29 protein-coding genes and 2 riboswitches are annotated in these 25,543 nt (G+C 37.7%); of the genes, 4 read left to right on the forward strand and 25 right to left on the reverse strand.

The features are described from left to right. Positions 1 to 197: 197 nt before the first annotated feature. On the reverse strand, positions 198 to 1,193 hold the full coding sequence (gene yutH, locus MHB53_RS10070; protein ID WP_340917731.1) for a spore coat putative kinase YutH: 996 nt from the start codon (positions 1,191 to 1,193) through the stop codon (positions 198 to 200). A gap of 101 nt (positions 1,194 to 1,294) precedes the next feature. On the opposite strand from yutH, the gene MHB53_RS10075 reads away from it, so the two are divergent. Beyond that, positions 1,295 to 1,795 carry a phosphatidylglycerophosphatase A family protein gene (locus tag MHB53_RS10075; RefSeq protein WP_340917733.1) on the forward strand — a complete coding sequence of 167 codons (501 nt, stop codon included), beginning with the start codon at positions 1,295 to 1,297 and terminating at the stop codon, positions 1,793 to 1,795. 54 nt (positions 1,796 to 1,849) lie between these two features. Here the strand turns inward: MHB53_RS10075 and MHB53_RS10080 are convergent, their stop codons facing one another. Further along, the gene (locus tag MHB53_RS10080) at positions 1,850 to 2,614 is read right to left on the reverse strand and encodes a TIGR01457 family HAD-type hydrolase (RefSeq protein ID WP_340917735.1); all 765 of its coding nucleotides are present in this window, start codon (positions 2,612 to 2,614) and stop codon (positions 1,850 to 1,852) included. Between the two features lie 32 nt (positions 2,615 to 2,646). Next, a complete protein-coding gene (locus MHB53_RS10085) occupies positions 2,647 to 3,084 on the reverse strand; it encodes a DUF86 domain-containing protein (RefSeq protein WP_340917737.1) in 438 nt (145 codons plus the stop codon). Positions 3,085 to 3,212: 128 nt separating this feature from the next. On the opposite strand from MHB53_RS10085, the gene MHB53_RS10090 reads away from it, so the two are divergent. Next, entirely contained in the window at positions 3,213 to 3,509 is a 297-nt protein-coding gene (locus MHB53_RS10090; RefSeq protein ID WP_340917739.1) for a cytosolic protein, read from the forward strand. 53 nt (positions 3,510 to 3,562) lie between these two features. Here MHB53_RS10090 and MHB53_RS10095 read toward each other — a convergent pair whose 3' ends face one another. Continuing rightward, positions 3,563 to 3,838: a YutD family protein gene (locus MHB53_RS10095; RefSeq protein WP_340917742.1), complete on the reverse strand. Its 276-nt coding sequence runs from the start codon at positions 3,836 to 3,838 to the stop codon at positions 3,563 to 3,565. A gap of 120 nt (positions 3,839 to 3,958) precedes the next feature. Between MHB53_RS10095 and MHB53_RS10100 the strand changes: the two genes are divergently transcribed. Continuing rightward, positions 3,959 to 4,609 (forward strand): YhcN/YlaJ family sporulation lipoprotein, encoded by a 651-nt coding sequence (locus tag MHB53_RS10100; protein WP_340917745.1) that lies wholly within the window; start codon positions 3,959 to 3,961, stop codon positions 4,607 to 4,609. Positions 4,610 to 4,767: 158 nt separating this feature from the next. Then, entirely contained in the window at positions 4,768 to 5,727 is a 960-nt protein-coding gene (locus MHB53_RS10105; protein WP_340924598.1) for a M23 family metallopeptidase, read from the forward strand. A 487-nt stretch (positions 5,728 to 6,214) separates the two neighbouring features. Here MHB53_RS10105 and MHB53_RS10110 read toward each other — a convergent pair whose 3' ends face one another. The 21 genes from MHB53_RS10110 to MHB53_RS10210 all read right to left on the reverse strand — a co-directional run bounded on the left by MHB53_RS10110 (position 6,215) and on the right by MHB53_RS10210 (position 25,533). Beyond that, the gene (locus tag MHB53_RS10110; RefSeq protein ID WP_340917747.1) at positions 6,215 to 7,783 is read right to left on the reverse strand and encodes a Na+/H+ antiporter NhaC family protein; all 1,569 of its coding nucleotides are present in this window, start codon (positions 7,781 to 7,783) and stop codon (positions 6,215 to 6,217) included. Positions 7,784 to 7,885: 102 nt separating this feature from the next. After that, positions 7,886 to 8,074, reverse strand: a riboswitch (Lysine riboswitch). Positions 8,075 to 8,136: 62 nt separating this feature from the next. After that, positions 8,137 to 8,898: a sporulation protein YunB gene (gene yunB, locus MHB53_RS10115; protein WP_340917749.1), complete on the reverse strand. Its 762-nt coding sequence runs from the start codon at positions 8,896 to 8,898 to the stop codon at positions 8,137 to 8,139. A gap of 114 nt (positions 8,899 to 9,012) precedes the next feature. Beyond that, positions 9,013 to 9,318, reverse strand: a complete 306-nt coding sequence (locus tag MHB53_RS10120) for a YunC family protein (RefSeq protein WP_340917751.1) — start codon at positions 9,316 to 9,318, stop codon at positions 9,013 to 9,015. 57 nt (positions 9,319 to 9,375) lie between these two features. Beyond that, positions 9,376 to 10,749 (reverse strand): bifunctional metallophosphatase/5'-nucleotidase, encoded by a 1,374-nt coding sequence (locus tag MHB53_RS10125; protein ID WP_340917753.1) that lies wholly within the window; start codon positions 10,747 to 10,749, stop codon positions 9,376 to 9,378. A gap of 95 nt (positions 10,750 to 10,844) precedes the next feature. After that, positions 10,845 to 11,690, reverse strand: coding sequence for a DUF72 domain-containing protein (locus tag MHB53_RS10130; RefSeq protein WP_340917754.1), 846 nt, complete (start codon positions 11,688 to 11,690; stop codon positions 10,845 to 10,847). Positions 11,691 to 11,929: 239 nt separating this feature from the next. Further along, positions 11,930 to 13,327 (reverse strand): Fe-S cluster assembly protein SufB, encoded by a 1,398-nt coding sequence (gene sufB / locus MHB53_RS10135; RefSeq protein ID WP_340917756.1) that lies wholly within the window; start codon positions 13,325 to 13,327, stop codon positions 11,930 to 11,932. A 22-nt stretch (positions 13,328 to 13,349) separates the two neighbouring features. After that, on the reverse strand, positions 13,350 to 13,781 hold the full coding sequence (gene sufU, locus MHB53_RS10140) for a Fe-S cluster assembly sulfur transfer protein SufU (RefSeq protein WP_340917758.1): 432 nt from the start codon (positions 13,779 to 13,781) through the stop codon (positions 13,350 to 13,352). Further along, positions 13,771 to 15,000 carry a cysteine desulfurase gene (locus MHB53_RS10145; protein WP_340917761.1) on the reverse strand — a complete coding sequence of 410 codons (1,230 nt, stop codon included), beginning with the start codon at positions 14,998 to 15,000 and terminating at the stop codon, positions 13,771 to 13,773. Before MHB53_RS10145 ends, sufU begins: the two co-directional genes overlap by 11 nt. Then, positions 15,000 to 16,310 (reverse strand): Fe-S cluster assembly protein SufD, encoded by a 1,311-nt coding sequence (gene sufD, locus MHB53_RS10150; protein WP_340917763.1) that lies wholly within the window; start codon positions 16,308 to 16,310, stop codon positions 15,000 to 15,002. Before sufD ends, MHB53_RS10145 begins: the two co-directional genes overlap by 1 nt. 17 nt (positions 16,311 to 16,327) lie before the next feature. Further along, positions 16,328 to 17,113 carry a Fe-S cluster assembly ATPase SufC gene (gene sufC, locus MHB53_RS10155; RefSeq protein ID WP_340924601.1) on the reverse strand — a complete coding sequence of 262 codons (786 nt, stop codon included), beginning with the start codon at positions 17,111 to 17,113 and terminating at the stop codon, positions 16,328 to 16,330. A 278-nt stretch (positions 17,114 to 17,391) separates the two neighbouring features. Continuing rightward, positions 17,392 to 17,544, reverse strand: a complete 153-nt coding sequence (locus tag MHB53_RS10160) for a hypothetical protein (RefSeq protein ID WP_340917765.1) — start codon at positions 17,542 to 17,544, stop codon at positions 17,392 to 17,394. A gap of 272 nt (positions 17,545 to 17,816) precedes the next feature. Then, positions 17,817 to 18,476, reverse strand: a complete 660-nt coding sequence (locus MHB53_RS10165) for a methionine ABC transporter permease (protein ID WP_340917766.1) — start codon at positions 18,474 to 18,476, stop codon at positions 17,817 to 17,819. After that, entirely contained in the window at positions 18,466 to 19,506 is a 1,041-nt protein-coding gene (locus MHB53_RS10170; RefSeq protein WP_340917768.1) for a methionine ABC transporter ATP-binding protein, read from the reverse strand. Before MHB53_RS10170 ends, MHB53_RS10165 begins: the two co-directional genes overlap by 11 nt. A gap of 146 nt (positions 19,507 to 19,652) precedes the next feature. Next, positions 19,653 to 20,507, reverse strand: a complete 855-nt coding sequence (locus tag MHB53_RS10175) for a MetQ/NlpA family ABC transporter substrate-binding protein (RefSeq protein WP_340917771.1) — start codon at positions 20,505 to 20,507, stop codon at positions 19,653 to 19,655. 150 nt (positions 20,508 to 20,657) lie between these two features. After that, a complete protein-coding gene (solA, locus tag MHB53_RS10180) occupies positions 20,658 to 21,809 on the reverse strand; it encodes an N-methyl-L-tryptophan oxidase (RefSeq protein ID WP_340917773.1) in 1,152 nt (383 codons plus the stop codon). Positions 21,810 to 21,940: 131 nt separating this feature from the next. Next, positions 21,941 to 22,047: riboswitch (SAM riboswitch) on the reverse strand. A gap of 122 nt (positions 22,048 to 22,169) precedes the next feature. After that, entirely contained in the window at positions 22,170 to 22,478 is a 309-nt protein-coding gene (locus MHB53_RS10185) for a thioredoxin family protein (protein WP_340917774.1), read from the reverse strand. Positions 22,479 to 22,769: 291 nt separating this feature from the next. Then, positions 22,770 to 23,114 carry a toprim domain-containing protein gene (locus MHB53_RS10190; protein ID WP_340917775.1) on the reverse strand — a complete coding sequence of 115 codons (345 nt, stop codon included), beginning with the start codon at positions 23,112 to 23,114 and terminating at the stop codon, positions 22,770 to 22,772. 128 nt (positions 23,115 to 23,242) lie between these two features. Next, complete coding sequence (gcvH, locus tag MHB53_RS10195; protein WP_340917777.1) at positions 23,243 to 23,626, reverse strand: glycine cleavage system protein GcvH; 384 nt, start codon at positions 23,624 to 23,626, stop codon at positions 23,243 to 23,245. An 84-nt stretch (positions 23,627 to 23,710) separates the two neighbouring features. Further along, a complete protein-coding gene (locus tag MHB53_RS10200) occupies positions 23,711 to 24,070 on the reverse strand; it encodes an arsenate reductase family protein (RefSeq protein WP_340917779.1) in 360 nt (119 codons plus the stop codon). Positions 24,071 to 24,499: 429 nt separating this feature from the next. After that, positions 24,500 to 24,712 carry an ABC transporter ATP-binding protein gene (locus MHB53_RS10205; RefSeq protein WP_340917781.1) on the reverse strand — a complete coding sequence of 71 codons (213 nt, stop codon included), beginning with the start codon at positions 24,710 to 24,712 and terminating at the stop codon, positions 24,500 to 24,502. 143 nt (positions 24,713 to 24,855) lie between these two features. Further along, positions 24,856 to 25,533, reverse strand: coding sequence for a DUF2642 domain-containing protein (locus tag MHB53_RS10210; RefSeq protein ID WP_340917783.1), 678 nt, complete (start codon positions 25,531 to 25,533; stop codon positions 24,856 to 24,858). Positions 25,534 to 25,543: the final 10 nt, after the last annotated feature.

A 25,543-nucleotide genomic window follows, 5' to 3' on the forward strand; every position in this document is an offset into this window, starting at 1 on the left:
TTATTGTCTAGCTACAGTGCCTAACGACTAGGAAACTTCAGGATTCTTCCTACAATAAGTCAACATCGAATCGCTTCCTTCGTGTCCTTTATCTCGGGGCCCACACATGTGGGTCACATCGGTGTTGCCACAGGACGTGGCGATCTTAACCGATGATCCACTTTTTGTACGTCGCTTAACACGCACTTTCGTTTTTCTTATAGCCAATCAATTATTGGCAATTTCCTTTTATCAGCACCAGCTATCTCATAAAAGTTCTTGAGAAATAATTCATATTCTGTTGAATCCCTGATATAGCGACGTATTTTTTCCTCTAGTTGCTTTTGTTTCCACTCGGAATCAGCGATGTAATATTCCTCGATACAGGAAAAATAATGAAGTGGAAATAAAAGCCTTGCATATATAAGCCGCCAAGATAACTCAGATAGTGGGCCTATCGACAAATATCCTTGAAAAAACTTCTGCATTTCTGGTTGAAATGACCTCGTATGCCGAAAATAACAATCTCTGACCCATTCAGCAATATCTCTTCCTCCATGATCAAATACCCAATCAAATGGATTTCTAACTTCAAATGTTCCTGACCATAGATCATCATCGAAGCGTTCATGACAAACAGTTCCTCGTTCAGCATACTGTGTCGTTATATCTAACTCTGTGTCAGTCACGTATTGAATGGCATTTTCGCAGAGCCCAAGATAATAAGGAAAAGATTCAATAAAAAGTTTTCCAAATTCCTCATCTGGCTTTTCCTGTTTCACTGAATGCCATACCTTTTCTAGCTGATCCAATCTTTTTATCCAATATTCTTTCCAATCTCCCATTCTGCTCATTGATGTAATATTAAATTGTATACCCTTTCCACGCTCATGAAACTTTGCAAGCATTCTTCCTATATTTTTTCCGGATTTGGACGCCAAATTCCTATTTTTCAACAGGACATAATCTTGCTTTTCATGTGTAATGATAAATTTCCCTTCAGTTTCAGCTACAAAACTTGAGACTTTTATATCTCCATACTTTGCTAAATGGATTGATATCTCATATAATTCAATTAATGTATCCTGTTCTATGTGTGTAACAGGGACAATAGTATATAATGAATCGTTCTGAACATAGCGAGTCCAACGCCCATCTTTAATCGATGACTCAGGTTTCACCTTATAGTATTTTTCCAAAATTTCCAAAGACACTTTAATCCCTCCCACTCAATAATATGTATGAAGTAAAAGAGTTAATCATGAGCAACAATAAATCTAAAAATAGACAATCAATTCAGAAAAGGGTGAAAAACATGGAAGAAGAAAGAGTTATTAGTGAAGTAGAAAAAACAGCACGTCATTTGTTGAAAGAACGAGGAGTAACGATCGAAGATATCGGAGAGCTTGTTATGTATTTACAAAAAAAGTATCATACGGGATTAACAATAGATCAATGCACATACAATATTGATCGTGTACTTAAGAAAAGAGAAGTTCAAAACGCCATTTTAACTGGGATTCAACTAGATATATTGGCTGAGAACGGAAAACTTGAAGAACCTTTACAATCCATTATTGCGAGCGATGAAGGCTTATATGGGGTCGATGAAATTCTTGCATTTTCGATTGTCAATGTATATGGGTCCATCGGATTTACAAATTACGGATTTATCGACAAACAAAAACCGGGTATTTTGGAGCGTCTGAATGATCATTCCACTGGTAAATGTCATACATTCCTTGACGATATTGTTGGCGCTATCGCAGCCGCTGCCTCTAGCAGATTGGCCCATAGTATGAAAGGTGCTGAATAAAGAAAAGAACAACGTTCAACAAAGAAACAGGCCTAGTATCATTTAGGCCTGTTTCTAGATATGCCAATCTTCCAATGACTGAAGTGTATACGTTGGCTGAACATCCTTATTTTCTAGATGCTCTTTCATTGTTACTCCCGTATGCACAAGTAATGTATCCATACTAATTCCAATTCCCGCCATTATATCGGTATCGTAATTATCACCAACCATCAGGGTCTCTTCTTTTCGCATTCCTAATTGCACAAGTGCTTGTTCCATAATAATTGAATATGGTTTGCCAATGAATGTTGGCATAGTTTCTGTCGATACAGAAATAACAGATGTGATAGCGCCATTCCCCGGCATTAACCCTCTTTCTGTTGGCAAGGCTATATCTCCATTCGTAGAAATAAATTTTGCCCCTTCCCTAACTGCAAGACAAGCTTTTGTTAATTTCTCATAATTAATTTCCCTGTCAATCCCAACAACTACTACATTTGGTTGATCATTAGTAATTATTATATTTTTTTCGAGTAATGCCTCTTTAAGTCCCTCTTCCCCAATCATAAAAACACGTGGATCTGGGATCGTATCCGCGATATAAGTCGCAGTAGCCATCGCTGTAGTAATGATATGACTAGCAGTGGCTTCAATACTAAAGCCACTTAAATGATCTACAACTTGTTCAGCTGTTTTAGAAGAATTATTTGTCACATACAAATATGGAATATGATTATCATCAAGCTTACGAACAAAAGCGATTGCTCCCTTAATAGCTTCAGATCCTCTATACATCGTCCCATCAAGATCAATTAAATATCCTTTATACTTTTTCACTTGGTTCCCCCTAATTTCAAAAAAAAAACTAATCAGTTTCTGAATGCAGAAACTGGTCCGAGTTCATTCACTAAATATGTACGGATACATGTTGGGAATTGCTCAAGCATATTCATTTTGGTCGTCAAAACATCTAATAAAACCTGATGTTCTACATTGGTATATTGCTGCACAAGCATCTTCCTGTAGGAAATTATTGCCTTCAAAACAGATTCTAATTCGGCATTTATCACTTTTTCATCCATAAGAATATCCACGATATCTTCATAACTGCCTGGGTCACGCATGATGAAACCATCTATCATTGCATTTCCAGTATCAAGTACAGCCTCAATTAACGTCGTAGCTAAACGTTCTAGCGCTAATTTCTCCAATTCTGAATCCCATGTTTTATTATTTTTAATGAGCTCAAGCTGTTTCTCCATATAAATTAATATTTCCTCAATTTTATCGCGATCAACAAAATACATATGTCCTACCTCCATTTGGATCTATCTCTTCTATCTTACCAAAAAAAATGATATATGGCTTTATAGGTATTTTCCGAATGCTTTTCATCATAAAGGGACAATCTACCTTTAAAAGGTGGTTAACCAAAATGAATAAGCATGATAAAAATAAAGAAATCCACTACACGGATATGTCCAATGTTGAAACTGATAGGAATTATATTATTCCTGAAGAATTTCCTGAAGGAGGATACGGGGCAACAAAAGGTGAAAATACACCTGTTGAGAACAAATCTACTCCTTGGGAAGAAGGACAACGGTCATACAGTGCTTACAACTATGAATTTAAATCTATGCACGAGAACAAACCTAGAAATTTCCCTGGAGCTCATCCTACACATGATAATCCAGACGAAGAAATTGAGCCACCATATCAAAATAGTTGAAGTGTAGACTGGAGATGATCATCTCCAGCCTACAGTATTCATTCGTTTTAAAATCATTTTTCCACTTTCTTCATAACGAAGTAAGCACATCCAAAGTTACAATACTCATACAGATATTCTGTTAAAGTGCCTATTTTTGTATCGAATGAAGCTTTTTGATTTTGGTCCGAAAAAAAACCTTTTAAACGTAATTGACCATATCCCCAGTCACCAACAATATAATCATATTTCGATAATATATCGCTGTATCTTTCACGAATGGCTTCTTCGTTAAATCCGTCACGGAACTCATTAACCAATTCATACTGTTGATTATTAATTACCATCATTTTTCCTTCACCCACTTCTTTTCTTTCTTCCTAATATAAATTATAGCCTATCAACCAACATTTTCTAAGTAGAAAATTAATTTTCTTGTGCACCCTATGTACAGAGGGAGGTGTCCATCCATGAAAATAAGATGGGTTGTCATATTGTGTATGATTGTAGCATTATTAAGCGCATGTGGCACAACTGATGATAAAAGAGATCTTACTAAAAATACGAAAGATGTAGAAGATCATAATGAATTATATCATAATGATCAATTTGGATTTGTTCGCCAAGTAAAAAACTCTACACAAAATGATACTGATAACAAAATAGGAATAAGGCCAATAGATAGAGAAGACACAGCCGACACTATAAGTAAAATGGCTGTTAGACTAAATAATGTCGAAGATGTCAATGTGCTTGTAACTGATCAAGAAGTATTAGTTTCCTATCTAATTAATGACGATGGGAAAGACATTCGTTTTGAAACAGCAGACCAAGTAAAAAAAACGGCAGCAAGTGTAGTTCCACGCTGGTACCATGTATACGTAACAGATGATCCAGCATTATCACAAGATGTCAGAAATATCGCATCAATGACATCCACCATTAGCGATAAAGACAATACAGTTAGAAAAACAGTAAAATTAATGCTTGAACGTTCTCCTCAAGGAAGAACATTAGGTAACGGTGAAAATGCAAATGGCGAAACAGCCGATCAGATCAATCCTGAATTAGAAAAAACTAATTACCAGCAACAATTCGATCGAAATCAAAAGCGTCCTTAATCAGGACTCAGATAAGACAGTGGCTACAGGTTTGGGAACATCGGCGACAAATAAAAAGCGTAGGATCAAGTAGCTAATAGTACTCCCCCGCCTATGTGTCAACGCCGATGTTACCTTTCATATAGTGGCCGAAAAGAGGTGAATTTTCTGTGCACAAATTGTTGCTAGCTTTACTCCTGTTCTTATTTTTTCCATGGCAAGTTAATGCAGTATCATTAACAGACGCTGAAATATTGGAGAAAAGGATCACTTTATATAAAAAGACAGAAGCTACGTCACAAATTCCTTGGTATTATATAGCCGCTATCGATCAATTTGAGCGAAGTATTCGCCATGTACGCAATGATTTGCCAAAACCTGATGGATTTACTGGTTATTATATAACTCCAGAACAATGGGTAGGTCCTACAAATCCTAATCCACAAGACGAAAATTTACTTTCAATTGGACTATTTGGCGGCAAAGGACAGGACGGAGATGGGGACGGGAAAGCGAATAAAGATAATGATGAAGATTTACTTTATACACTTGCAACATATATTTCCCAATACGGGGTGAATGATCAATCATTTCGGATTGCGTTATGGGATTATTATCAACGAGATAAAACGGTCAACGCGATTATGACAAATGTAAAGTTATTTAAGACATTCAATCGGATCGATTTAATCGAAAAAGCCTTTCCCATCCCGAAATCTCATCATTATTCGTATAATAATACGTGGGGAGCTGGAAGAGGCTGGGGTGGCCGAAGAATCCATGAAGGCACGGATATTTTCGCTAGTTATGGCACGCCCGTTTACGCTGTTGCTTATGGAGTCGTTGAATTAAAAGGGTGGAATAAATTTGGAGGTTGGCGCATCGGCATCCGTGATATAAACAATACGTACCATTACTACGCTCACTTAAATGGTTATGCTAAAGATATAAACATTGGAGATACTGTAGAGCCTGGTACAGTAATCGGAAGCGTTGGAAGCTCTGGCTATGGTCCACCAGGCACATCTGGTAAATTCCCGCCACATCTTCACTTCGGTATGTATAAAGACAACGGAATCAATGAATGGTCTTTTGATCCTTACCCACATTTAAAAAACTGGGAACGTAGTAAAAATTAGATAGAAGGAGCTGTCCGATAAGTATGAAAATCGGTAAAACGGCTTTCTACTAATTTTTCATCTTGCTCTGATTAAAAAAAAGTGTAAGTTGATTGGAGTGGGGGCGTTCAATTGACCTTGGGAGTGCCTTTTTCGCAGTGAGCGGAAATCGGTAGATGTTCAATTTACCTTAGTCCTGCTTTTTTCGCTAGGAGGGGCAATCGGGAGGCGTTCGATTTACCTTAGTCCTGCTTTTTTCGCTAGGAGGGGCAATCGGTAGACATTCGATTTACCTTGGTCCTGCTTTTTTCGCAGGGAGGGCAATCGGGAGACGTTCGATTTACCTTAGTCCTGCTTTTTTGCAGGGAGGGGCAATCGAAGTGCGTCCAATGACCAGGTCGTGCCTTTTTCGTGATGAGGATAAAGAGGGGCTCCTAAAAAGCCATTATATGACTTTTTGGACACCCCTCCTTTTTTTCAATACATATCATTTTGTTGACATTTCACTTTACATTTCAAGTTGTTTCTTTTTATTTTTTTCCATCACTGCTGTAAAAATTACTAACAGCAGTATGATTGTTAGCAGACCAAATACAGTGCTGCCCGACATTCCCAGTACTACATAGCCAATCCCCGAAATCACTGCAGCAGTTACGGCATATGGAAGTTGTGTAAGTACATGATCCATATGATTACAACCTGCACCTGTCGAAGAAAGAATCGTTGTATCTGATATTGGTGAACAATGGTCGCCAAACACAGAACCGGCTAGCACAGCAGCCATTGCAGGCAATAATAATGATATATCAGTGACAGCAATTATTTGTCCTGCAATCGGTAATAAAATACCAAATGCCCCCCAAGATGTTCCTGTAGAAAAGGCCATTAATCCTGCACCGAAAAATAAAACTACTGGTAGAAATATTGGATTTAATTGAGATTTTTCAACAAGGCTAGCCAAATATATACCTGTCCCTAACTCATCAATGAGGGAACTAATTGCCCATGCGAAAAGTAAAATAAGCACAGCAGGCACCATTGATTGGACACCTACCTTTAAACCAGTAACAATATATTTTGATTCCAAAGATTTATGTTTTATTTGTTGACGGAAAAATAAAGCGATAGTTACAACTAAACCGAATAACCCACCATATAAAAGCGCCGCAGAGACATCGGCATTAGCGAATATATCCATAATAGATGCTTTACCTTCTGTTTCTTTTAACCCGCTCCAAATGATAGCGCCAACCGTTCCAATAAAAAGTGCCGCAATCGGCCACAGTAAATCCCCCACTGCTCCCTTTTCACTGACAGGCAGGTTTTCTTTCACTTCACCTGGAATCGCTTTGTCTGGGTCGTATGGGGTACCTGTGGCTATTGTCCGTTCCTCATGTACCTTCATGCTGCCAAAATCAATATTTCGAATCGCGATAATAAAAACAAGTGCTAATGCTGTCCATACGTATAAATTCATTGGAATCATTTGAAGAAAGGCAGACAATGGTGAAATGTCGGTAATGTTGTGGGTAACAAACACAGTACCAATAATCCCAATAATAAACGCGCCCCAGCTTGAAATAGGTGCTACAACACAGACTGGCGCGGAAGTTGAGTCAATAATATAAGCAAGCTTTGCTCGTGATACACGATGACGATCCGTTATTGGACGCGCAACCTGACCAACTGCTAAAGCATTAAAATAATCATCGATAAAAATGATAATCCCAAACACTGCAGCTAATACTTGTGCTCCAGCCCTACTTTTTACCTTTGTCATCGCCCATTCTCCAAAAGCTCGGCTTCCACCTGCAATATTAATAAGCGTTGTAATTGCTCCTAAAATAAATAAAAATAAAACAATATAAATATTCCATGTGTTCAAACTACCATTTTCAATAAAAATCCCTTTAATTGTTTTCCATAATGTGGATACAGCACTAATAGGACTTCCCTTTTCCAAAAGCAAGGCTGATGTTATAATCCCTGTTCCTAGGGAGAGTAAAACTCTTTTTGTTATGATGACCATTACAATCGCCAAAAGTGGCGGAAGTAATGAAAAAATTGAATTCTCCATTTTTCCTCCTATTGTTTAGAGGAGCCGCAGACAGATTTAAACACACAAAAAGAGCAATGATAGAGATCTACCATTACTCTTGTAATGTACAGGTACTCCATCGTGATCTGTAGCTCCCCATTTTGATTCGTTTAACAAAATCAAATAATGAGAGTGGTACTCTTATTTAGAGCAACACCAACGATCACGTATTGACATACATTCTCGCTTCGGCAAAAGAACCTTTCAGCTATGATCATAGTTGTCATCCTCACGCAGCTTACTGATTTATTTTGCACCTCTACCCCATCCGATTTGATAAGGTTTGATTCATTTATAATTCTAATATAACATTTTTCCAGCATACTAGCAATTTACTCCGGTTTAGTTGGCATTTGGATGGATGGTCCAGTATTACCACTTCCATTATAAAATTGTGGAACCGCTCCTTCCAAGACTCCAATTGCGATTGGAATACTTTGCGTCACCTTCGTCATTGTTGATTCAAAAGGAATAATAATTTGCACATGTACCACGATTTGTATAGATACTACAATAAAAGCACTATTAATTCCATACGGTTCCATATCATAATCTATATTCGTTTGTACATCTCCGATCGCCGTAAATTTGATTGGAATTCGTGGTCCCAGATTTCCAAGTAACACATTATTCGTTGCTTGCCCAAGTGGAACGGAATATACAATCCCATCATCTTCGGCAGTTTTATCCATGTCTATTTCTATATTCGCTTCAGCTTCCAACGCTTGTAGATTTCCCCTTTCCGCTTCCTTTAAGTTAGCTTGCACAAGGGTTTCGATATCTGACTTAATCCGTGAGATAATAACAGTATCAAAATTCGTCGATGTTCCTCCCGCACCATTCGGTACTGTTTCCGTTACTTCTTTTATATCCTTCACATTTGGGACAACTTCCTTTACAGCATTATTGATCACCATTGGCGCGATTTTTCTCGTCTGTGATTCGGCATACCTGACCAATGTCGGCTTAATACCTTTATTTACGATCCACAGCCCTGCGGCCGTAGAGAATATAAAAAATACCAATGATAGCAATAAGACATAACGGAACGGCAAAGGCCCGCGCCGTGTCCTTCGAGCGCGAAATACTGCCAATAAAATCCCCCCTTAACAGCTAATATATGCTGATAAGAGGGGATTTAGCGCTACAAAGTGAAACATCTATCTAGACTTATTACTGTTTCCACGATTAAAGTACATAATGTTCATTTAATTTACCATTTTAAGCAATGCATCTTTTCCTTTCATACCAACCTTAATCCCCAACTTTTCAGCTGCCTTTGTAACTGATTCCAAAGGTGCTTCCAATAACTGATCTATCGTCCTAACTCCCAATGCTCTTCCCGCGATAATCTCACGATCCGCAAGTAAACGATTAAGCAATCCCACATCTAATGCACCACACATTATATATCCATTATCATTAGATACAGTAAGCAATGTCGTCTTTGGCAAGCTTACTGAAGTGGCAATAAAGGTGAACCCACCGATGTTAATCGGAACAACTGAAACCATCTTATTCACTCCTTCCAATATTCATATGTATGAATATTGGAATCAATAGTTTACTGATTATGATCCATAAAGTTTTTTCAATTTCCATTCCATTACATCACGAAGGAACTCTGGCATATAATATTGCTTCATTTCCGAACGTTGCATTTCTGGAAAAAACTTTCCAAATGTAAACATATCAATTGTACCAAGCTTATAAATCCTTTCAGGATCCAGTGGTTTTCCCGCAATTTCCACTTCAAGCTTGCTACGATTTATTTCAATTCCATAATAAATAAATTTACCCATTACACTTCCACGAAAACCAAGACCTTTTACTTCTAACGATGGCCAATGATCACTCTCTGCATGCAATAGAATTTCTTTAAGCTCCGCACCTGTCAGTTCAACGGTACACGGATTGATCGGATGTGGAAGCATTTGGTGTAGGTCATATTTTGTTATTTCCCCTTTTTTTAAGGGCGCTAAAACAAGTCCTGAGTTGATGAGCGTACAATCAGCATTACACCACTCGTGTATCGCTTCACATAAAATCTGCGGAGTTGGCGATGGAATTGTCCAATCAAAAGCCAATGTTTCAGGAATTACAGCAACTTCTGTATTTAATTGTTCTTTACCGATCTGAGCGTATGATTGTATTTTATTTTCTTCATTATTAGATGGTGGCAGGTTGGATGTTTTAATGAGACTTGCTTTCACTTTTACGTTTGTCCTTTGTTTTTCCTCCACCTTAACATAGCCTACATATTGCCCATATTTTCCAGCTGCAGCAAGTGTCGTGCGATTTATTTGTTTCCCCATATGTAAAATATGATGTGTATGCCCGCCTAATATTAAATCGATGTTTGGATGAAGTTCTGCTATTTTCTCGTCATCATAAATGCCCAAATGTGATAATAAAATAATGATATCCGTCTTCTCTTTCAATTTGTTCAATTGAATATCTAATTCCGTCAATGGTTCTGATAGATCCCAGCCAAGCTGCTCATATAATTTCCGATAATAAGCGGTTATTGCTGTGACACCAATTCTTGTACCTTGTTTTGTTTCATATATTTGATAGGGTAAAACCCAGTCTGGCCTCTCCCTATTCAGATAATATAAATTTGCTACAATTACATCAAAGTTCGAAGCATTGTATAATTCATCTAAAGCATTGTGTGGCAACGTGATTCCTTCATTATTACCAATCGTTACAGCTGTATATCCTACATCATTCAACAACCCCACATTACCTTTTCCCATAGTCGCTTCTGTAAACGGATGCCACCGATCAGCAAAATCTCCAATGTCAAAAATGAAAACATCTTCCCCCATTGCTTCATGATGAGCTTTTCGCTCTTTTAAATAGTCAGCTATTCTTGGCCAGTTTTCAAAATGGCTATGAAGATCATTTGTATGGTATATATGAATTACTTCCTTCTCTTTCATTTATACACTTCCTATCGGTATCAACAATTCTAATTAACTGTACAGTTTTTTACTAAGACTGAATAAATACCCTACTTTATTTTGCTCGGATGCATCTAAAATAAATTGAGCTGTTTTGCAGCAAGGCCATCGTACTCTATACCCAGTAAATCAATTAGTTGTTTTGCATTATTCGCTGCATCTCCGCCAGAGTTATTATTGAACATAACAAAAATATCTTCTGTTTCTTTTTGGATTTTAAGCAAGTTCTCTTTCCATTCAAGGAGCTCCACCTTATTATACCGATATAAATAGCGAACTTCACGCCAATTTTTTCCGTTAGGCTTCATCCATGCCGCTATATTGCGGCCGTGCATGCGGACAAGCGTTTTTGTTTTATTTGTAGGAGTTAATACCGTTGGAACTGAACCTATCCCAGCCTGTGGTTCGTCACAAATACTATGAATCCAGTTCTCTTCCTCCATAAATCTTAATGTACTTGATTTGTAACGGGGATAAAACCATGTCTGGTTACGAAATTCTAATGCAAGCGGAATATCGCCCATCTTCTCTCGACAATAACGTAAATAGCTCACATTTTCCTTTGTACAATCGAACCACGGAGGAAATTGGAACAGCACCATTGCTAACTTTCCGCTCTTTATATATGGATCTAACGATTGATTAAATGCTGAAAACATTTCTTCCTTTGTAGAATAAGGAATCTCACTCCGCTGGTGTCCTGTCATTCCTTGATAGGCCTTTACGACAAAGTGAAATTCCGGCGGAGTGTCTTTAATCCACTTTATTACATTTTTTTCAGGTTGAATGGCATAGAAGGAAGTATCTACTTCAACTGTAGGAAAATGAGCCCCGTATTCTTGTAGTTTATCACGAGTGACAGTTCGATTTCCATAGAGCGATTCATGATCTCCCCAACCGGTTACGCCAATATAAATCATGTTATTCACCTACTTTTAAGTACTTATATTAGGTTTTCAGTTTAAACAATGGAATACGTGTCATTGTAAATATTAGTATTTATTTCCATGAATAAGCACTTCTATTTATTTCTATAGGCCATAATGATATTCTACTGCCACCATGGAGGTTTGATAAACCCCATGAGGCTCTTCAACTAGCGCTTGTTACAAACAAAAACCCGTCAGGCAATTATCGCCGGACGGGTTTAGATGTGATATTAACCGATAGAACCTTCCATTTCGAATTTAATAAGACGGTTCATTTCTACGGCATATTCCATTGGTAGTTCTTTTGTAAATGGCTCGATGAAGCCCATAACGATCATTTCAATCGCTTCTAACTCAGGGATTCCACGGCTCATTAGGTAGAAGAGCTGTTCTTCGGAAACTTTAGATACTTTTGCTTCATGCTCAAGTGAAATATTGTCATTCAATATTTCATTGTATGGAATTGTATCTGATGTTGATTTATCATCTAGGATCATCGTGTCACATTCAATATTAGAACGAGCACCATGCGCTTTACGTCCAAAGTGAACGATTCCGCGATATGTCACTTTTCCACCATGCTGTGACATTGATTTTGAAACGATTGTAGAAGATGTATTCGGCGCCAAGTGCATCATTTTTGCTCCTGCATCTTGATGCTGGCCTTTTCCAGCTAAAGCAATCGACAATGTCATGCCGCGTGCTCCTTCACCTTTTAGCAAAACAGCTGGGTATTTCATCGTTAATTTAGAACCGATGTTACCGTCAATCCATTCCATTGTCGCGCGTTCTTCACAAACTGCACGTTTTGTAACGAGATTGTATACGTTGTTTGCCCAGTTCTGAATCGTTGTATAACGGCAATATGCATCCTTTTTGATAATGATTTCAACAACGGCACTATGCAATGAGTTTGTTGTATAAACCGGCGCAGTACACCCTTCAACGTAGTGAACAGATGCCCCTTCATCAACAATGATCAACGTACGCTCAAACTGTCCCATATTTTCAGAGTTGATCCGGAAATATGCTTGTAATGGCGTATCTACCTTTATGCCGGGTGGCACGTAAATGAATGATCCACCTGACCAAACTGCAGAGTTTAGTGCTGAAAATTTATTATCAGAAGGCGGTATAACTGTCGCCCAGTGTTCACGGAAAATATCTTCATTTTCTTTAAGCGCTGAATCTGTGTCCTTAAAAACAATTCCCATGTTCTCAAGATCTTCTTTCATGTTGTGGTAAACAACTTCTGATTCATACTGCGCAGAAACACCTGCAAGGTATTTTTGCTCTGCTTCTGGAATTCCTAATTTATCAAATGTTTGCTTGATTTCTTCAGGTACTTCATCCCAACTTCTTTCTGTTTGTTCGGATGGTTTTACATAGTATCTAATTTCATCAAAATTGAGTGAATTTAAATCTCCACCCCATTGTGGCATTGGCATTTTATAAAATTGCTCAAGTGATTTAAGCCGGAAATCGAGCATCCATTGAGGCTCATCTTTGATTTTTGAAATTTCTTCAACAATTTCGCGTGTCAATCCGCGCTCTGAACGGAACACGGAAACGTCTTTATCACTAAAACCGTATTTGTAATCCCCAATTTGAGGTGCTTTTTTAGCCATATGTCATTCCTCCATTCACATATTATTGTTCATTCAAACCCTTTTCCATCGCTTTCCATGCAAGTGTTGCGCATTTAATGCGAGCTGGAAATTTCGAAACGCCTTGAAGTGCTTCGATATCACCTAAGTCAATATCTTCAGCATAGTCTTTTCCCTGGATCATATGAGAGAAAATTTGCGAAAGCTTATTAGCTGATTCCACATCCTGGCCAATGATTGTTTGTGTCATCATTGATGCCGATGCCATAGATATCGAGCATCCTTCGCCGTCAAATTTTGCATCCGTCACTTTTCCGTCCTCGACCTTCATTGTCAGATGGATCCGATCTCCACATGTCGGGTTATTCATATCGACTATCAAGCTGCCGTCTTCTAAGCTGCCTTTGTTTCGCGGGTTTTTATAATGATCCATGATTACTTGTCGGTAGAGGTTATCAAGGTTATTAAAAGACATTCGTGAAATACTCCTTTGTTTTAACAAGCCCAGCTACAAGCCTGTCAATGTCTTGTTCCGTGTTATATAAATAAAAGCTTGCCCTAGCTGTTGCAGAAACATCCAACCATTTCATCAGTGGTTGTGCACAATGGTGACCAGCTCTTACAGCAATTCCTTCTGTATCAAGCACTGTCGCTAAATCATGAGGATGGACTTCTTCTATATTAAATGTGATAACACCTGCACGCTGTTCGGCAGATTGCGGACCATAAATAGTCATTCCGTCAACGGCAGACATCTTTTCTAGCGCATAAGCAGCAAGCTTGTGTTCATGTTCTAAAATATGTTCTGGACCAATATCAGTTAAAAAGTCGATAGCTGCACCGAGGCCAATTGCACCGGCAATAATCGGCGTACCAGCTTCAAATTTCCACGGAAGTTCTTTCCATGTTGATTCTTGCAATCCAACAAAATCAATCATTTCTCCGCCAAACTCGATTGGCTCCATGTTTTCAAGAAGTGCTTTCTTTCCATAAAGGACGCCAATTCCTGTTGGACCACACATTTTATGGCCGGAAAAAGCAAAGAAATCACAATCAAGATCACGCACATCAACATTCATATGAGGAGCACTTTGAGCACCGTCAACAACCATCACAGCTCCATGTTCATGGGCAATGGCAGCTATTTCTTTAATCGGATTAATGACACCAAGCACATTGGAAACCTGCATGATCGAAACTATTTTTGTATTAGTAGTAATTATAGCTCGGGCATCTTCAAGTGCAATTGTTCCATCAGCTTTAAGAGGCAAATATTTTAGAATTGCCCCTGTTTGTCTAGCAAGTTGTTGCCAAGGAATAATATTACTATGATGTTCCATATAAGAGATGACAATTTCATCACCTTCGCTAAGGTTAGCTCTGCCGTAGCTCGCAGCCACCGTATTTAAAGCTGTCGTTGTACCACGTGTAAAGATAATTTCTTCAATGAAAGCTGCGTTAATAAACTTTCGGACTTTTTCACGCGCACCTTCATACTTATCAGTAGCTCTTGTACCAAGTGTATGGACACCTCTATGCACATTAGAGTTATATTCTCTATAATATGCATCGATTGCTTCGATTACCTGTACAGGCTTTTGAGAGGTCGCTGCGCTGTCCAGATAAACAAGCGGATGTCCGTTTACTTCCTGGTCAAGAATAGGAAATAGTTTACGGACCTCAGCTACATTCATTATCGCACTTTCCTTTCGATGACATCGACTAGTTGGCGTCTTACTGCTTCAATTGGTAATTTGTCTACAACAGGCGCAAGGAAGCCATGGATAACTAGACGTTCTGCTTCTAACTGTGTAACGCCTCGACTCATCAAGTAGTAGAGTTGTAGCGGATCTACACGGCCAACAGATGCAGCATGACCTGCCATTACATCGTCTTCATCAATTAGAAGAATCGGATTCGCATCTCCACGTGCTTTTTCACTAAGCATTAATACTCTCGATTCCTGTTCAGCATTTGCTCCTGATGCACCTTTTTCAATCTTACCAATTCCATTAAAGATGGAAGAGGCTTGATCCTTCATCACGCCATGCTTAAGAATGAAACCTTCTGTATTTTTCCCATAATGAACAATGCTTGTCGTAAAGTTTTGCGTCTGCTTCCCCGTGCCAACAACAACTGTTTTTGCATCACTGTTAGAACCATCACCAATCAGGTTTGTTACATTTTCAAAAATTGTATTTCCGTCATTCATCATACCAAGTGCCCAATCAACCCGAGCATCGCGACCAGTGACACCACGGCGATTTACATAAACTGTTGATCCTTTTGCAAGTGTATCAACTGCACCATACGTGATTTTTGCGTTATTCTTTGCAATCACTTCAGAAATGATATTAACAACACCATTTACTTCTTCTTCTGTGGAAATATAGTTTTCTACAAAAGTAACCGAGCTATTATCATCAGCTACAATAATCACATGATTGAATGTTGCTGCATCTTTGTCATCCAAAATATAAACCGCTTGAATCGGCTCTTTTACCTCAACGTTTTTCGGAATATATAGGAATACACCGCCGTTCATTAATGCTGCATGATAAGCAGTAAGTTTATGTTCATCGACTTTTACTGCATCAGTCATGAAGTATTTTTGCACTAATTCACCATGCTCTTTAGCTGCTGTGTTGATATCTGTATAAATAACACCTTGCTGCTTTAATTCGTCATTTAGTGATAAGTATGCAGTAGTTTGATTATGTTGGATAAATAAGTTTTGATTTGTCTCATCTATATTAACAGCAGCTTTTGCCGCTTCTGGTAAATCAGCAAGTGATTGGAATACAGATCCTTGTGCTTGATGCTTCGTAAATTCTGTAAAATTCCAATTTGCAATTCTGGTTTTATCTGGTTTGGGCATAGATAGTTCATCCATTTTAGCTAGAGCTTGTACTCTAAGCTCTGTAAGCCAGCTAGGCTCGCCTTTTTCTGATGAAAAAGCGCGGACGTACTCCTGATCTATTGTTATTTTCGTATCAATTGTCATTTCCATCCTCCTAACTCTTATGCTTCTTGGCCGACTGTTTCATCTTCAATGCCAAGTTCCGTTTTGATCCAATCATATCCTTCAGCTTCTAGACGTTGCGCCAATTCCGGACCACCGGATTTAACAACACGTCCTTGCATCATGACATGTACTTGGTCAGGAGTGATGTAATTAAGTAGGCGTTGATAGTGGGTAATGATCAAGCAACCGAAATCACTTGAACGCATTTCATTAATACCTTTAGATACGACTTTCAATGCGTCAATATCAAGACCTGAGTCAATTTCGTCAAGGATTGCAATTTTAGGTTCAAGTAAAAGAAGCTGTAAAATCTCGTTACGTTTCTTTTCCCCACCTGAGAATCCTTCATTTAAATAACGTTGAGCCATATCCGGGTCCATTTCCAGTAATTCCATTTTATTATCCATCTCACGGATAAATTTCATTAAGGAAATTTCTTTTCCTTTATCACGTCGTGCATTGATAGACGAACGCAAGAACTCGGCATTTGTTACGCCGGTAATTTCACTTGGATACTGCATAGCAAGAAATAGACCTGCGCGTGCACGCTCATCAACGGCCATTTCCAGTACGTCTTCACCGTCGAGCATAATTGAACCTTGTGTTACCTCATAATTAGGATGTCCCATAATTGCAGCGGACAAAGTAGATTTACCCGTTCCGTTTGGTCCCATTACTGCGTGAATTTCTCCACCTTTTATTTCAAGGTTTACACCTTTTAATATCTCTTTTCCTTCGATCTCCACATGCAGATCTTTGATAGTTAATGTTGAAGCCATGATCATACCTCCGTTATATAGAAAGTCATTTTCTTATTTTGATGAGTTCATTCTCAATTTATTCTCATTATTATCTTATACCATATTAAAATTATTATCAACTAGGAATGAGTGGGAACAAGATATACCTTATTTCCATTTTCTTTATAAAAGATGTTTCGATAAATTACCAAATCATAAACGGGTGCATTTGCATTTTTGAACAAACACTTTATAGAAGAACAAAAGACCAAGAGTAATTCACTCCGGTCTTTTGCTCATAAATATATATTAATGGGTGATCAAGTATGAAGCTTTTTTTCAATGCTAGACACAAGCCTCTGACATTCTTGATGCTCTTCATCGCGCCTTTGTTCAACTTTCATTCTCAATCCATGCTCTTGCTTGTAAGTTTCATAACCTAGACCATGCGCACCGTGCATAGCTTTTTCCATTCCACTTGTGTACTGCAATTGCAGGGTATTAATAAAAAACCAATCCTTTCATTTTTGGAGACCAGCAGTCCCAGTTTGTGAAGCAATTTATATTTTTCATATCATATTATATACTAAACAAACATTTTTATAAAATGGAAATTCATCAATATTATGTGCAATTTGTTCTGGTAACGACCGCCATCAATGAGTTAGTAGCTGCATATAGGTGAAATCAACCATTTTAAAATCCGGACATTTTGACCTATGATTAATCTCGGAAAATCAATTAATTAATTTCTTCTAATTTTTTTAGCAATAAGATTGCCGATCGATTGGACCAATTGAACCATGATAATCAATGTAATGACTGTAACAATCATAATTTCTGTCTTAAATTGGTTATAACCATAAGTGATAGCTAGATCACCTATTCCTCCGCCCCCAACCGTACCCGCCATGGCTGAAGCACCGATAAGCCCAATAGTAGCAATCGTTAATGCTAATATAATGGAGCTTAATGCTTCCGGAAGTAAAAACCTCCAAATGGTTTGCCACGGTGTAGCTCCCATTGCTTGTGCCAATTCAATTGTACCTGTATCAACTTCTAACAGGGAGTTCTCAATTAATCGGGCAATATAAAAGGCTGTGTATAAAACGAGCGGAACAATTGCGGCAGTAGTGCCAATCGATGTCCCAGCAACAAGCCGTGTAAATGGAATAATCGCAACGATGAGAATAATAAAAGGAATAGATCGAAAAATATTAATAATGATATTTAGAATATTAAATAAAGCTTTATTTTCTAAAAGTCCGCCTTCTCTTGTTACAACAAGTATGATACCGACTGGCAAGCCGATTATAATGGAGATGATTAGTCCCACAGCAACCATATAGAATGTTTCATTCAATGCAGTAAAGAACTCGGGCCAGAACCATGGATCAAAATGCATCTTCCGTTACCTCCTTTACAATCGCGTCATGATTTTTCATATATTGTACAGCACGCATAATTTCTTCACTATCACCTTTCATATTGATGAGCAAATTTCCAAATGGTATTCCTTGTAGTTCTGTGATCATTCCGTAAAATACATTTAGATCAACTGAAAAGTTTTTAGCGGTATCTGATAAAAGTGGTGTACTTGTTGAACTTCCTTTAAAAATAACTCTAAAAGCTCTATCTGTACTAATCTGCTTGTTCTCCAAAATCATTGTTTTAATCGATTGAGGTATATCATCGTTTAAAACAGTGCGAACGAAACTTTTTGCAATCTCTGTTTTAGGTTCAGTAAAAACATCAATCACTGATCCTTGCTCTACAATTTTTCCACCTTCAATGACAGCGACTTTATCACAAATATCCCTAATTACATTCATTTCATGTGTAATCATGAGAATAGTTATATTAAATTCAGTTCTGACCTTGCGTAACAACTCTAAAACGGACTCCGTAGTACTAGGGTCAAGCGCAGATGTCGCTTCATCACATAGAAGTATATCAGGATCAGTCGCTAACGCCCGTGCAATACCTACTCTTTGCTTTTGACCGCCTGAAAGCTGTTCAGGATAATGGGACATCCGATCCTCCAGGCCCACAAAGGATAGTAACTCCGCTACTTTTTCTTTTATGAATGTTTTAGGTTTACCTTGCAAAATAAGTGGCATTGCTACATTTTGAAAAATTGTTTTCGAATGTAACAAATTGTAATGTTGGAAAATCATACCGATTTTTTTTCTTTGGTCACGTAGTTCCTTTGGAGAAAGAGTGAGTAAATCTACGCCATTAATAAGAATTTTTCCAGATGTTGGGCGTTCTAATAAATTCACACATCTAATTAATGTACTTTTACCTGCTCCACTAAAACCAACAACCCCAAAAATCTCCCCTTTATTAACAGAGAGATTAATTCCTTTTAATGCTTCAACTCTCTTTTCTTTCTTTTTTCCAAAGACTTTATATACATCATCTAGCTGAAGCATCATTTTATCTCCTTTAGTCATTCATTAAAATTGTTTACGTTTCACTGCCTACCTCTATTTATAACTAGGTCCGGACGAAATATCAATACTTTTACTCATAATTTTAGCCTGTTTATAAGGAAAACAGGCTAAAGTGTTAGTATTTTTTACTTCGTTTGTTTATAATGATCTAAGAAAGAAATTGGTTCTCTTACTGGAACAGCAGCACCTTTAAATTCTTCCTCAATAAATTCTTTCACTTTATCCGCGTGGTAAATTTCCACTATTTTCTGTAATGTCTCATCGTCTTTTCGCTTTGTTTGTGCAGCAATAATGTTCACGTATGATTTATTACTTGCATCTTCCCTAAATATTGAATCATGCGTAGGATTTAAGCCTGACTTGATCGCCATATCCGAGTTAATAACCGCAACTGCTGCATCATCAAGACCACGTGCCGCTTGGCCTGCATCTACAGGAGTGATTTTAAGGTTTTTAGGGTTATCTACAATATTTTCCGTGCCGCCAGTACCATCAAATCCGTCTTTTAATGTAATTACTTCTGCTTTTTCTAAAAGTAATAACGCTCTGCCTAAGTTGGTAGGGTCTTTAGGTAAAATAACCTGGTCCCCGTCTTTCAAATCACTCACGTCAGTAATTTCTTTCGAATACATCCCCATTGGCCAAATGGAAGTCGTTCCAATCGCTGATAAATCAAGTTTCCGATCTTCTTTAAAGCTATCAAAATATACAACCGTTTGAAACGCGTTAATATCAATTTCACCATCAGCTAATGCAAGATTAGGCTGAACATAATCATCAAATTTTACAACTTCGATTTCAATTCCTTCTTCTTTCGCAAGTTCTTTCACTAGATTCCAAGTTGGAATTTCTGCTGAACCTACTCCAACTTTAATGACATCACTATCTGATTTACTTTTCGATCCACATGCAGCTAATACTAAAATAACTCCTAATAAAATGATCGTAAATATATTTCTTACATTTTTGCTCGATTTCATTATTTTCCCTCTTTTTTTATATTATTTTATTTTGATCTTTCTTTAGAGTAGTTTAGGAATCCTATCCCTAAGCGAAGCGTAGGTGAGACCTACCAATCAGGTGGGGTAGAATCCCCACCTGATCCTCCGATGTTGTAGCTTACTGTAAATTCACTTATCAAAACGACTTGGATCAAACATGCTTATGTCTATGTCCGGCGTTGTATCCGTTGATAGCTCTGCTGCAATCTTCCCCATGATCGGTGCAAATTTAAATCCATGCCCAGCCATTGGTCCAAGCAGTGTTACATTTTGCAAACCTGGTGCTGCACCAAGAACAAAATGTTCATCAGGCGTATTTGTATAGAAACATGTCTTAGCTTTTACAGGTTCTGGAATGAGATCTGGCAAGTACTTCCTTACCTTTACAGTAAGGGGTAACAAATCTGCATCATGAATCTCCCTATCTACTTCATTAGGGTCGTCGAATATCGCTCCACCATGATGAAATGCAACCTTTACCGTTTTCCCATCAATTGATGGGAACCCATAGAAACCTCGACCTTTGCTTACCCTAGAAAAGATAGGGAATTTCTCTGGTGTGAACTGCTCAGGATTTCTAGCATTGTACCATACTAAAACTTGGCGTTCGAGTGAAACAGGTAATTTTAGCTGTGGGAGAAGCTTGGATGTCCATCCACCAGAAGCAACAATTACTTTTTTTACCCTAATTTGTTTATCTCCATATGAAATAGAGACACCATTTTTATCCGGTATAATTGTCGTTACTGGACTATCTGTATAAACAGTTCCCCCTAATTCTTCGCCCCGATTTACCGCTGTTTCAATTGCAAGCTCGGGTTTTAAAAAACCAGCTAATTCCTCATAAACGGCAATTTGATTTTCTTGAAAATTAATTTGTGGATATACTTTGCTGGCCTCAGAAGCATCATATATTTTATGAGGAAGATTATACTGTTGGACACTTTCTTGCACAGTAGTCATAAAATCGTCTTCTTTTGGTCCGAACATCGTTCCACCGGTTTCTACATAAAGTTCAACACCGGTTTCGTTCTCCAATTCGCGCCAAAGATCCCTAGCTGCTTGGAGTAGTGGAACATATGCAACACCTTCACCATATGCTGTACGAAAAATTCTCGTTTCACCATGTCCAGCGCCTTTATCATGTCCTGGTCTATATCGATCAAACCCTACAACATTAACTCCCATCCGTGCAAGCTGCCAGAATGCAAAACTCCCCATGGACCCTAATCCAATTACTGCTACATCTGCATCAACTTTTTGCTCATGATATTCGCTCATTTTGATGATCTCCCCATAATTAATTGTTTTATATGTGCTGTAATATCTAAGAATTAATCTGCTTATTCTTTATAAATAAAAATGCCCCTCTGCATAAATGAGCAGAAAGGCATCGAAATAAACAAACCTTCCTCTCATCTCCCAAAGCATTAAGCTTTGTGTGATTTGGCACCATTTCACTATTGTGACGGTTGCCGGGCTTCAAAGGGCACATTCCCTCCACCTCTCTGGATAAGAGCAAAACTTTATTAAATTTTATGATCAAGTTATCTATTATTGTGATTTTAACATGCAGACTTACAATCGTCAATGACATAATTATAGTTTTTTCGACAAAATCCTCAGAATCCTATTAAGCATTTATACATATCGCTTAACTAAATCGTGTAAATAAGGTACTGATTTACACGCATAAATCTTTTCATCTACTTGCCCATCTTTTACAATTAACATGCAGGGAACACTTTCAATAGAAAAAAGCGCAGCCATATCAGGATAATAATTTAGATCAGTTTTTCCAAATGGAATACCTTCTATCATATGTTCGACTATGCTAATCATTTTTCCAGCAACCTGACAGGTGCCACAAAGCGGAGTGTAGAAATAAAGAACAGCTGTCCCTTCCTTTTCCAAAACTTCCTTTATATCTTCATTAGACCATTCTATCATAATAACTAGTTCATCCCTTTATAGAAGTTGTTCAAAGAGTCCGGTAAAAATGGCAGTCGAATTTCGTTGTCAGCATGCTTCTCCGTTCGTATAAGAAGAAATCTTCTACCTAAAATCGCTCACGTTCCTGTGAACGACACAGAAGACAACACATCCTGTGCAAGTGCTGTGGTGCTCGAAAGCTGCTCTTCCTAGAACTTCGACGGACAGGACGTCCTATTGCCGACACTGCACAGGACGTAGCGGTCTTAGTCGGCATTGGCCCTTTTTATCCTCATTTTGAACTTAAATTTATAAATATTTCGCGTCAACATCCATATTTGCCCTCAATAGCATTGTTGCTAAATACTGATAGGGCGCCGTTGCTACTTCTTTATATGTCCGATCAATATATAGATGATGTGCCATTGGAAATTCACGTTTTAATACTTTTCTGAGCTTTTCACCCGATTTATCGGCGTCAACTAAAATATATACTTCTTTATCATCCAAAACTTCAACTAACTCGTCAAGTTTTGAAAAACTAATTGTTCCATTTGTACAAATGATGTCTACAGGTTCTTTGACAATCCTTGCAACCCTTTTTTTATCAGACAAACCTTCAACAATAATGACTTTATTCGGGGCTGTTTTCATTGCTTCAACTCCGGTTAATCAAATTTTCACAGAAGGAACCTCGACTAACACATCCAATTTCTACAGCTGTATAAAGCTTATGGGAGTGAAAAAATGCATCTCAGCTATTGCTAAGATGCAAGTCTTTATTATTCTTCATTCGTCATGTCTGCATATTGTTCAGCAGACATCAGATTGTCCAACTCACTATGGTCGGAAGGCTCTACTACGATCATCCATGCTTTTTCATACGGAGACTCGTTTACGTATTCCGGATTATCTTCCAACTCTTCATTAACCTCAATTACTTTTCCGCTTAGTGGTGAATATAATTCAGAAACAGTTTTAACAGACTCTACGCTTCCGAATGGCTCATCAGCTGTAACTACATCACCTACCTCCGGAAGTTCAACAAATACAATATCTCCCAGCTCGGATTGAGCGAAGTCAGTGATACCGATACGCATATTCTCGCCTTCTGTTTTAATCCATTCATGTTCATCAGAATAGCGAAGTTCTTTTGGCAAATTCATTCCATAACCCCTCCATAATATCTTCTATAGTTAATGTACATAAAGATTTTCACTAAATCAAGAAAAGCATTTTAAACCGAAGATTTAATTCGTCCATGCTCCCGAAAAATCCGATTCTTTAAAACCTACTGTTACTTTTTTTCCGTCTGTGACAATAGGACGCTTTATAAGCATGCCATCAGAAGCCAGTATTTCGTAAAGCTCTTCCTCTGTTGCATTCGGTAATTTATCTTTTAACTCGAGCTCGCGGTACTTTTTCCCACTTGTATTAAAAAATTGCTTTAATTCAAGACCGCTATTTTCATGTAGCTGCTTTATTTCATTGCTCGATGGAGTACTTTCTACAATATGTATTTCGGTAAATTCAACATTATTATCCTGCAGCCACTTTCTTGCTTTACGACAAGTACTGCATGGAGGATAAGTATATAACGTAACAGACATTTCCTCACCAACTCCCCTTTTTTTTCCCCTGCAAACAGGAGGCTTATCTACTATACAGTATACTTTATTATTCGGCAGAGTTTTCAATTTACCTTTGTCAAAACAACTAACATTTTTATTTACTTTGCATATTGTAAGTTAATACATATAGAGATACTATCCTTAGCATTCAGAATGATTGTCCAGTTTTATAACATCAACTTATGCAATTCTTTAGTAGGATCTCTGCATAAAATAACTTTTTCTATAGTGTCATCAGAGTACACAGAATCCTGATTTTCTACAAATTCATACTTTATTTTAAGTCGCGACTTCAAAGCCCCTTATGTCAGAAAGGTGATTTGATATCCCTTTTGAATAGCCCTTTAGATACTATCACGATGTCATGATAATATTCAATCAAGGTCTCTCAGTCGGAAATCCCATCACCTATTTTCTATTTTCAAGTAATTGTACATGTGGGGACCTTGTACGAGACATACAGACGAATAGTGAATGAAATGGTCTAGGCACTTCACCTTTTAGAATAATCTGTTCACTCTTTTCTGTTACTGTATCAGTATCAGGAGTAGCCAATAATAATGCTTGATTATATGGATGAAGAGGATTTGTGTACACATTATTACTCCCGCCAAATTCCACTAGATTACCAAGTCTCTAAAGTAAGCTGAGGTAGGTATCAAAGTTTGTCAAATAATATATCGGCAATATAATAGGCTTAAAATATTAGGAAGTTTTCACCTTCTCTTAGTTTCGACTAATAAATAGATTGGTTTTATAGGGAGTTACACCTGGTGTAGCGTTTTAATGTGATGAAGATTTAGATAAACGGGATGTGTTCTTGCTGTTTGAATCTCTATGATTTGTTCTTCGACATTATTTATTTTTCCTATATGGTTATTATTTTCACCGATGTTAAACACAACGACTTCATTTTCGAACTTTTTAACTTGAACTTCAAAAGTTCTTGCTAGTGAAACATTAGTCGGTTGAATAGGAAAATTACGGTTATCTAGATCGTATGGCCGTTGATTGTTAGAATAAGGAATCAGCCACTTTAGATGATGTAACGTAATATACATGGTTTTATAAATAGGAGAATGAAATACAAAATAATTGTTCATGATGCTCGTAATATACCCATGTAAAGGCTGATTGCTTGTTACATAAATTTCAACAAACATTCCTTTAGACTGTGTTAGAACCTTTCTTAAAGACAATTCATCTTTATTTTCCTCCGAAACTATGCTAGGAGATTCTGTAGGACTTTTTATCTCGTCTTCATTTTTTTGATCCACCCTTAAATTTTGAATATGGACTAAGGGAATGTAGACAAAATCCGTTCCGTTAAATAAAACAATGATGTCATTACCTATATCAACGATTGTCCCATTAATAAACTTCTTTCCGGAGACTTCTATTTGAACAACTTCCCTTATAAGGTTTTGAATAATTTTATTCAAGTTCACCCCT

This window comes from Bacillus sp. FSL K6-3431, from assembly GCF_038002605.1.
In the GTDB taxonomy this organism is placed as follows: Bacteria; Bacillota; Bacilli; order Bacillales; family Bacillaceae_C; genus Lederbergia.